The 8,792-nt window shown below is 62.9% G+C and carries 7 protein-coding genes; 6 read left to right on the top strand and 1 reads right to left on the bottom strand.

What is annotated here, in order from left to right:
• Positions 1–375 precede the first annotated feature (375 nt).
• Positions 376–585 carry a hypothetical protein gene (locus tag Q0K09_RS09610; protein ID WP_294475714.1) on the bottom strand — a complete coding sequence of 70 codons (210 nt, stop codon included), beginning with the start codon at positions 583–585 and terminating at the stop codon, positions 376–378.
• Positions 586–1,804: 1,219 nt separating this feature from the next.
• Here Q0K09_RS09610 and Q0K09_RS09605 point away from each other — a divergent pair.
• From Q0K09_RS09605 to Q0K09_RS09580, 6 genes are all read left to right on the top strand, one after another.
• A complete protein-coding gene (locus tag Q0K09_RS09605; RefSeq protein ID WP_294475713.1) occupies positions 1,805–2,317 on the top strand; it encodes a tRNA (cytidine(34)-2'-O)-methyltransferase in 513 nt (170 codons plus the stop codon).
• 75 nt (positions 2,318–2,392) lie between these two features.
• Positions 2,393–3,583: a phosphoglycerate kinase gene (locus tag Q0K09_RS09600; protein WP_294475712.1), complete on the top strand. Its 1,191-nt coding sequence runs from the start codon at positions 2,393–2,395 to the stop codon at positions 3,581–3,583.
• Between the two features lie 266 nt (positions 3,584–3,849).
• Complete coding sequence (gene tpiA, locus Q0K09_RS09595; protein WP_294475711.1) at positions 3,850–4,626, top strand: triose-phosphate isomerase; 777 nt, start codon at positions 3,850–3,852, stop codon at positions 4,624–4,626.
• 129 nt (positions 4,627–4,755) lie between these two features.
• Entirely contained in the window at positions 4,756–6,276 is a 1,521-nt protein-coding gene (gene gpmI / locus Q0K09_RS09590; protein ID WP_294475710.1) for a 2,3-bisphosphoglycerate-independent phosphoglycerate mutase, read from the top strand.
• A 136-nt stretch (positions 6,277–6,412) separates the two neighbouring features.
• Complete coding sequence (gene eno / locus Q0K09_RS09585) at positions 6,413–7,717, top strand: phosphopyruvate hydratase (protein WP_294475709.1); 1,305 nt, start codon at positions 6,413–6,415, stop codon at positions 7,715–7,717.
• Positions 7,718–7,890: 173 nt separating this feature from the next.
• The coding region (locus tag Q0K09_RS09580) for a glucose-6-phosphate isomerase (protein WP_294475708.1) at positions 7,891–8,792 on the top strand (902 nt) is incomplete at its 3' end.

Here is an 8,792-nt window from a genome sequence, read left to right as displayed (position 1 = left end):
GGCAGATACTGCCGTAGCAATATCTGCCGGGGGTTCAGACACCTACAAAGTTACCCCTGTCAGGGGGCACCAAACGGTTCCAGGATTTTTTCTTGCCCTGAAATGGGCGGGTTACCCTTCCATTGACCCTTTACAGATTTCCAAGCCCTTCTTCTATGTATGCCTCTATGCGGGCCGCACTGTCGTCCTCCATGCGCTCCAATATATGCCTGTATACGTCCAGGGTACCGTCCATTGTGTCTGCTCTTTTCTATGTGGGCAATGGCTGGGGAGTAAAATCCCTCGGCTATTGTCATAAAAATGCCCCTATGGGCCTCCAGTCGGCTCACAGGGGTAAAAAAGACGGCACCGAGTACCGGCACCGTCTGGCGTGTATTAGCCTGCTTTGATTTCGAGATTTTCTATCCTGCGCTCAAGCTCTGCCATTTTCTTTTCCAGTTCCCACTGCTTTTCATGGGTAAGCTTGTAGCCGTCAAACAGTGCTTCGATCTTCTTACTGACCTCCAGCTCAATTTTGAGCTCAATCCGCTCCGTCTGCTGCTCCAGCATTTTCACAACCTGTTCAAGCAACTCTTCATTCGTCATATTCATCACCCCTCGCCCTGATTATACGGTGCTGGTATTTGGTTGTCAAGGTTCCCGTCTCGAGGCCCGGCGTCGATCTGGAATGTTGGTGAAGTTCCTGGGCCGCCGGAAGACAAATGTAAGTTTCTGACTTGGTAGAATATTGCTGCCTGCTATGAGGCGAAAGCCTATGATAAGGTGCTTGTTCGGCTACCCAAAGGCCGTAAAACAGAGATACAAGTCCACGCAGAGGCCCGTGGAGAGCGTGCAAACGGCTTTTTGAATAGTGGAGACTATGGAGAGGGATAACGCCGTTTCTCAGACCACCAGTGAGGCGACAGAGGGAGGTCCTTCCCTCCACACCCTGGAGAGCTTTGCGGGATAGCTTGCAGCGGCGAAAAATCGCTGGTTAGGTCCGTCCGTTTTTCGGACGAACCCCCGGAAGAAGATGACTTCACTGAATTTACTGAATGAGGTTTCTCCCACAAGTGGGCGAAAGAATGATCACCCCAATAAAGGACAGTCAATCGCCTCGATTTGAAATCGAAGTGAACCTTTTGCCCCGCCACTCCTTCCAGCCTGATATGAGACAGAAAGTTTTGTGAGAGGGGACATAATAAAGCCCCAGGTATAGCGCCCAGGGCTTGACCCTTCAAAATACCCTTTAGCCGTTTTACAGCAGTTTATGGCCCTTTACCGTATTTGAATCTTTCTGTAACGGCAAGCAATGAGGGAGCTCTGTTTTACGGCTATTTACCAACAAAAAACGCTAATGTTTAATTCGAATCCTCCTCCCGCTGCCAGCAAAAAATCCTGGAACCACAACGGTCCCAGGATTTTTCTGTCTTGCGGCACCTCTACACAGGAGGGGGCCTGGGACTGCCCTTCCGGGAACGGCTTCCCATGCCAGTCCCGGCCACATTCAGCCGGGAAGCATAGACTGAGGGCGTAAGCGGCAAGCCTGCGCTGGCGCAAATGGCTGATATAGGGCGGCCCTGTCCCCTGGTCCCGCGCCTCATGCTGGCGTACACCCGATTGCCGCGCTTCACTGACAGGAATTTCTTCCCCCCGGTTCTAAAAAGAAAAATTTTTACTTAATTTCGTGTTTTTTAGGTTGTAATTCTGGCTCCGTTGCGATACAATGGAGGGCGCTGGGAAACTGTCGATAGAAAGGGGAATTACTTGTGTATGATAATACCCCCGGGTATCCGGCCTCCAGGCAGTCCGCCCGGAGGCCGCGATGATTCACATTGTCCTGGTGGAGCCTGAAATTCCCATGAATACCGGCAACATCGCCCGCACCTGCGCGGCCACGGGCAGCAGGCTCCACCTGATCCGCCCCCTGGGCTTCGACATCTCCGACAAGGCGGTAAAGCGGGCTGGTCTGGACTACTGGTCCCAGTTAGACCTGCGGGTCTACGACGGCCTGGAGGACTTCTTCGCCCAGCACCCTGAGCCGGACCTCTGGCTCACCTCCACCCGGGCCGGGCGCTGTTACAGCGACGCCCCGTTTCGGGACGGCTGCTGGATCTTCTTCGGCAAGGAGACTGCCGGGCTGCCCGGAGCGCTTCTTGCCCGGTACCCGGAGCGGTGCATCCGCCTTCCCATGCGGGAGGACGCCCGCAGTCTGAATCTTGCCAACACCGTGGCGGCGGTGACCTACGAGGCCCTCCGCCAGTTGGACTTTCCCGGGCTGACCAGGGACGGCGGTCAGGCCTGGGCGCACCAGAAGGCCGCCCACATCCGCCGCTGACCGATCCCGCCTCCCCACGTCTCTTCCGCGATCCCTGGCGGACCGTCCCGCCGCAAACGAGAAAGGAGCTTTGGTATGAACTACAACAAGAAGACCGTCAAGGACATCGACGTCGCAGGCAAGAAAGTCCTGCTCCGCTGCGACTTCAACGTGCCCCAGGACAAGGCCATCGGTGCCATCACCGACGACAAGCGCATTGTGGCCGCCCTGCCCACCATCCGCTACCTGCTGGAGCAAAAGGCCGCCGTCATTGCCTGTTCCCATCTGGGTAAGCCCAAGGGGGAGTGGAAGGAGTCCCTGTCCCTGACCCCTGTGGCCAAGCGCCTGAGCGAGCTGCTGGGCCAGGATGTGGTCTTCGCCAAGGATATCGTCGGGGAGGACGCCAAGGCCAAGGCCGCCTCCCTCCAGCCCGGTCAAATCATGCTGCTGGAGAACCTCCGCTTTGACAAGCGGGAGGAGAAGAACGACCCGGAGTTTGCCAAGGAACTGGCCTCCATGGCCGAGGTCTATGTCTCCGACGCCTTCGGCACCGTCCACCGGGCCCACGCCTCCACCGCCGGCGTGGCGGCCTACCTCCCCGCTGTCTCCGGCTTCCTCATCGCCAAGGAGCTGGAGATCATGGGCAAGGCCCTGGACGACCCCAAGCGCCCCTTCGTGGCCGTGCTGGGCGGGGCCAAGGTCTCCGACAAGATCAACGTCATCAACAACCTGCTGGAGAAGGCCGACACCATCATCATCGGCGGCGGCATGGCCTACACCTTTAAGAAGGCCCAGGGTTTCACCGTGGGCAGCTCCCTGCTGGAGGCCGACCGGCTGGACTACGCCAAGGAGATGATGGACAAGGCCCAGGCCAAGGGCGTGAAGTTCCTGCTGCCCGAGGACAACCTCTGCGCCGCCGAGTTCTCCGCCGACGCCCAGCCGGTGCTGGAGGAGGGGAACATCCCCGACGGCCTCATGGGCATGGACATCGGCCCCAAGACCATCGCCGCCTTTACCGACGCCGTGAAGGGCGCGGGCACTGTGGTGTGGAACGGCCCCATGGGAGTCTTTGAGTTCCCCGCCTTTGCCGGGGGCACCAAGGCCATGGCCAAGGCTCTGGCCGAGTCGGGGGCCATCACCATTGTGGGCGGCGGCGACTCTGCGGCGGCGGTGGAGCAGCTGGGCTACGCCGACAAGATGACCCACATCTCCACCGGCGGCGGCGCCAGCCTGGAATTCCTGGAGGGCAAGGAGCTGCCCGGCGTGGCCTGCCTGCTGGACAAGTAAAGCCTGCCCTGTCCGGGACTGCGCTGGACCGGCAGGTCCTACCCCAGCCGGGCAGCTCCGGGGCCCCCATGAGAGCCCAGCGCAGCGGCTCTCATGGGGAAGCGGAGGGGCAAGGGAGCGGGCGCAGTTTTCCGCGCCAGCTGGAAACGGAGCCGGCGGACTTTGCCCCGACGCCGCCCGGCGTGGCCTGCCTGCTGGACAAGTAAAGCCTGCCCGAGCCGCAGCGCTGCATTTCCTCATCCACAAAGAGAAAGGATCTGATTGATATGAACCGCCGTTATCGGAAGACCGTCATTGCCGGCAACTGGAAGATGAACAAGACCCTCTCCGAGACACGGGCCTATGCCGAAGAGCTCAAGGCCATCCTGCCCAAGGGCAAGTGGTGCGACGTAGTGCTCTGCGTACCCTTTGTCAATATTCCCGCCGCCATCCGCCTCTTCAAGGACTGCCGGGTGTCCATCGGCGCCCAGAACTGCCACTACGAGGCCACCGGCGCCTACACCGGCGAGGTCTCCGCCGAGATGCTCAAGGAGGTGGGCGCGAAGTACGTCATCATCGGCCACTCCGAGCGCCGCCAGTACTTCAACGAGACCGACGCCACCGTTAATAAGAAGGTACACGCCGCCCTGGAGGTGGGCCTGCGGCCCATTGTCTGCGTGGGGGAGAGCCTGGAGCAGCGGGAGATGGGGGTCACCATGGACCTCATCGCCTACCAGGTGAAGTGCGCCCTCTCCGGCGTCAGCGCCGACAAGGTCCGCCATGTGGTGATCGCCTACGAGCCCCTGTGGGCCATCGGCACCGGCAAGACCGCCACCGCCGAGCAGGCCGGGGAGGTCTGCGAGGCCATCCGCACCGTCATTCGGAAGCTCTACGGGGCCCGGGTGGCCCGGAGCGTCACCATCCAGTACGGCGGCTCCATGAACCCCGGCAACGCCGCCGAGCTCCTGGCCCAGCCCGATGTGGACGGCGGCCTGATCGGCGGGGCCTCTCTGAAGCCCGACCAGTTTGTGGACATCATCAACGCCGCGAACCAGGAGGGTTGAGCCTCCTCCCGCCGGGGCGCTGGCGTGGGGCGCGGGTTTGCTGTGTGGGGCGCGGGTTTGCTTTGTGGGGCGCGGCGCCCCCGGTGCTGCCCTACCCAACAATGAATTAGAATACGAGGTTTGGATTGCATGAGTAAGACTCCTACCACACTGATTATCTTGGACGGCTATGGCCTGCGTGCCGAGACCATGGGCAACGCCATCGCCAACGCCAAAAAGCCCAACCTGGACCGCATCTTCTCGGAGAATCCGGGCTGCCAGCTCCAGGCCTCCGGCCTGGCGGTGGGCCTGCCGGAGGGCCAGATGGGCAACTCCGAGGTGGGCCACACCAACATCGGCGCGGGCCGGGTGGTGTTCCAGGACCTGCCCCGGATCACCAAGTCCATCCAGGACGGCGACTTCTTCTCCAACGCGGCTTACGCCGCCGCCATGGACCACTGCAAGGAGGCGGGGACCGCCCTGCACATCATGGGCCTCCTCTCCGACGGTGGGGTCCACAGCCACATCGACCACATCTTCGCCGCCCTGGACATGGCCAACCAGCGGGGCCTCGCTAAGGTTTTTGTCCACGCCTTCCTGGACGGCCGGGACGTGCCCCCCTCCTCGGGGAAGGACTTTGTCGCCCGCCTCCAGGCCAAGTGCCAGGCGCTGGGCAACGCCCGCATCGGCGTGATCTCCGGCCGGTACTACGCCATGGACCGGGACAAGCGCTGGGAGCGGCTCCAGAAGGCCTATGACGCCCTGGTGCTGGGGGAGGCCCCCCAGGAGGCCGACCCGGCGGCCGCCGTCCAGAAGTCCTATGACGCCGGAGTCACCGACGAGTTCATGGTCCCTGTGGTCTGCTGCCCCGAGGCCATCATCTCGGAGAACGACGCCGTGATCTTCATGAACTTCCGGCCCGACCGGGCACGGGAGCTCACCCGGGCCCTAGTGGACCCCGACTTCACCGATCTGGAGCGGAAGAAGGGCTATTTCCCCCTCCACTTCGTCTGCACCACCGAGTACGACGCCGCCATGCCCAACGTGACGGTGGCCTTCCCCAAGCAGAAGCTCACCAACATCTTCGGCGAGTATATCTCCAACCTGGGCCTCACCCAGCTGCGTATCGCCGAGACTGAGAAGTATGCCCACGTCACCTTCTTCTTCAACGGGGGCGTGGAGCAGGTCTTCCCCGGGGAGGACCGGGTGCTCATCCCCTCCCCCTCGGTACCCACCTACGACCTCAAGCCGGACATGAGCGCCCATGAGGTCACCGACGCCTGCGTGGAGCGCATCCTCAGCGGCAAGTACGACGTCATCATTCTCAACTTCGCCAACTGCGACATGGTGGGCCACACCGGCGTGTACGAGGCCGCCCGGCTGGCGGTGGAGACGGTGGATGAGTGCGTCAACCGGGTGGTGGAGGCCACCTCCCAGATGGGAGGCATCAGCCTCATCACCGCCGACCACGGCAACGCCGACCGGATGCTGGAGGATGACGGAGTGACGCCCTACACCGCCCACACCACTAATCCGGTGCCCTTCTATATCGTGGGGGCCGACGTGAAGCTCCGGGACGGCAGACTGGCCGACATCGCCCCCACCATGCTGGACCTGATGGGCCTGGAAAAGCCCAGGGAGATGGATGGTGAGACCCTTATCTGCAATTAACTCTGCCGGCTCTGGGCCCTTCCGGCCCCTGCCATGGACTGCCCGGCGGGCGGAGGCCCGCCCCCCCCACCACAGAATATCCCCTTTGCGGCGGGTCAGAGGGCCCGCCCCCATTACGAAAGGAGTATGATTCCCCATGAAGCAGATCCTTGAAATCGTTGACGTCCTGGGCCGTGAGATTCTGGACTCCCGGGGCAATCCCACCGTGGAGGTGGAGGTCTACCTGGAAGACGGCACTGTGGGACGGGCCGCCGTGCCCTCCGGCGCGTCCACCGGCATCTATGAGGCCTGTGAGCTCCGGGACGGCGACAAGAGCCGCTACCTAGGCAAGGGCGTCCTCAACGCCGTGGAGAATGTGAACACCAAGATCGCCGAGTGCCTGGTGGGCATGAACGTCCTGGACCAGACCGCCATCGACAAGGCCATGATCGCCCTGGATGGCACTCCCAACAAGACCAACCTGGGCGCCAACGCCATTCTGGGGGCCTCTCTGGCCTGCGCCAAGGCCGCCGCCGCCAGCCTGGGCCTGCCCCTCTACAGCTATGTCGGCGGCGTCAACGCCAAGACCCTGCCGGTGCCCATGATGAACATCCTCAACGGCGGCGCCCACGCCACCAACAACGTGGAGATTCAGGAGTTCATGGTCATGCCCGTGGGGGCCCCCAGCTTCCGGGAGGCCCTGCGGATGTGCGCTGAGGTCTTCCATCAGCTCAAGACCACGCTGAAGGAGAACGGCACCCCTGCCGCCGGCGTGGGCGACGAGGGCGGCTACGCCCCCAACCTCAAGAAGGACGAGGACGCCCTGAAGGTCATCGTCAAGGCCATCGAGGAGGCCGGCTACCGGCCCGGCGAGGACTTCATGATCGCCATTGACGCCGCCTCCTCCGAGTGGTGGGACGAGGAGCAGAAGTGTTACGTCCAGCCCAAGTCCGGCCGGAAGATGACCCAGCAGCAGCTGGTGAACATGTGGAAGAAGTTCGCCGACAACTACCCCATCATCTCCCTGGAGGACGGCATGGCCGAGACCGACTGGGAGGGCTGGGCCATGCTCACCAAGGCCATCGGCGACAAGGTGCAGCTGGTGGGCGACGACCTCTTTGTCACCAACGTGGAGCGGCTCTCCACCGGCATCGAGAAGGGCGTGGCCAACGCCATTCTCATCAAGGTCAACCAGATCGGCACCCTCACCGAGACGCTGGACGCCATTCAGATGGCCAACCGGGCCGGCTACACCGCCATTGTCTCCCACCGCTCCGGAGAGACCGAGGACGCCACCATCGCCGACATCGCCGTGGCCGTGAACGCCGGCCAGATCAAGACTGGCGCCCCCAGCCGCACCGACCGCGTGGCCAAGTACAACCAGCTCCTGCGCATCGAGGAGGAGCTGGACGACGTGGCCCAGTACCTGGGACGGAATGCCTTCTTCAACCTGAACAAGTAAGCTCTTTGCTTTGACACGCTGACGGGCCCCGGCATTGCCGGGGCCCGTCTTTTTCCCCACCTCAGCCAGGGCCTCCGGCCGGGGAGATTTTTTCGCTCTTTTCGCTGGAAACCTGGGACAGGCTGTGATATAATGGCCTTCACCGTGCTAAGCAAAACAAGGAGGTTTTCGATATGCTGAAGTTAGACCTTTCCAACGCAACTCCCTTCCTGCCGGAGGACTGGCTCACCAGCCGCCTGGAGGTCCTGGACCGGGCCCGGACCATGCTGGCTGAGCACAACGGTCCCGGCGGGGAATTCACCGGTTGGGTGCGGCTCCCGGCGGAGTACGACCGGGGAGAGTTCGCCCGCATCCAGGCCGCCGCCCAGAAAATCCGATCCGACTCCGACGTGCTGGTGGTCATCGGTATCGGCGGGTCCTACCTGGGGGCCCGGGCCGTCATCGAGCTCCTGGGCTCCGCCGACCACAAGCTGGCCCCCAACGCCCCGGAGATTTTCTTCGCCGGCAACGGCCTGTCCACCGACGCCCTGGCCGAGCTGATGGACTATGTGGCGGACAAGGACTTCTCCATCAACGTCATCTCCAAGTCGGGCACCACCACCGAGCCTGCCGTGGCCTTCCGCATCTTCAAGGCCCTGCTGGAGCAGAAGTACGGCAAAGAAGGGGCCCGGGGCCGCATCTACGCCACCACCGACGCCCACAAGGGGGCCCTCAAGGGCCTGGCCGGCACCGAGGGCTATGAGACGTTCGTGGTGCCCGACGCCGTGGGGGGGCGGTACTCCGTCCTCACCGCCGTGGGGCTGCTGCCCATCGCCGCCGCCGGCATCGACATCGGGGAGCTGATGGCCGGGGCCGCCGGGGCCATGGAGGCCCTGTCCCAGCCTGGGGCCGGCAACATCGCCTGGCAGTACGCCGCCGCCCGGAACGCCCTCTGCGCCGCCGGCAAGTCCATTGAGCTGCTGGTGGGCTACGAGCCCTCCTTCCGATTCTTCGCCGAGTGGTGGAAGCAGCTCTACGGCGAGAGCGAGGGCAAGGAGGGCAAGGGCCTCTTCCCCGCCAGCGTGGAGTTCACCGC

This window comes from uncultured Intestinimonas sp. (assembly GCF_944387725.1).
GTDB lineage: Bacteria > Bacillota > Clostridia > Oscillospirales > Oscillospiraceae > Intestinimonas.
This window is presented reverse-complemented; position numbering and strand designations above follow the sequence as displayed.

Bases quoted from the DNA above. Each gene is read 5' to 3' on its own strand.
- Q0K09_RS09610 (WP_294475714.1), bottom strand. From the start codon at position 585: ATGACGAATGAAGAGTTGCTTGAACAGGTTGTGAAAATGCTGGAGCAG.
- Q0K09_RS09605 (WP_294475713.1), top strand. From the start codon at position 1,805: ATGATTCACATTGTCCTGGTGGAGCCTGAAATTCCCATGAATACCGGC.
- Q0K09_RS09600 (WP_294475712.1), top strand. From the start codon at position 2,393: ATGAACTACAACAAGAAGACCGTCAAGGACATCGACGTCGCAGGCAAG.
- tpiA (WP_294475711.1), top strand. From the start codon at position 3,850: ATGAACCGCCGTTATCGGAAGACCGTCATTGCCGGCAACTGGAAGATG.
- gpmI (WP_294475710.1), top strand. From the start codon at position 4,756: ATGAGTAAGACTCCTACCACACTGATTATCTTGGACGGCTATGGCCTG.
- eno (WP_294475709.1), top strand. From the start codon at position 6,413: ATGAAGCAGATCCTTGAAATCGTTGACGTCCTGGGCCGTGAGATTCTG.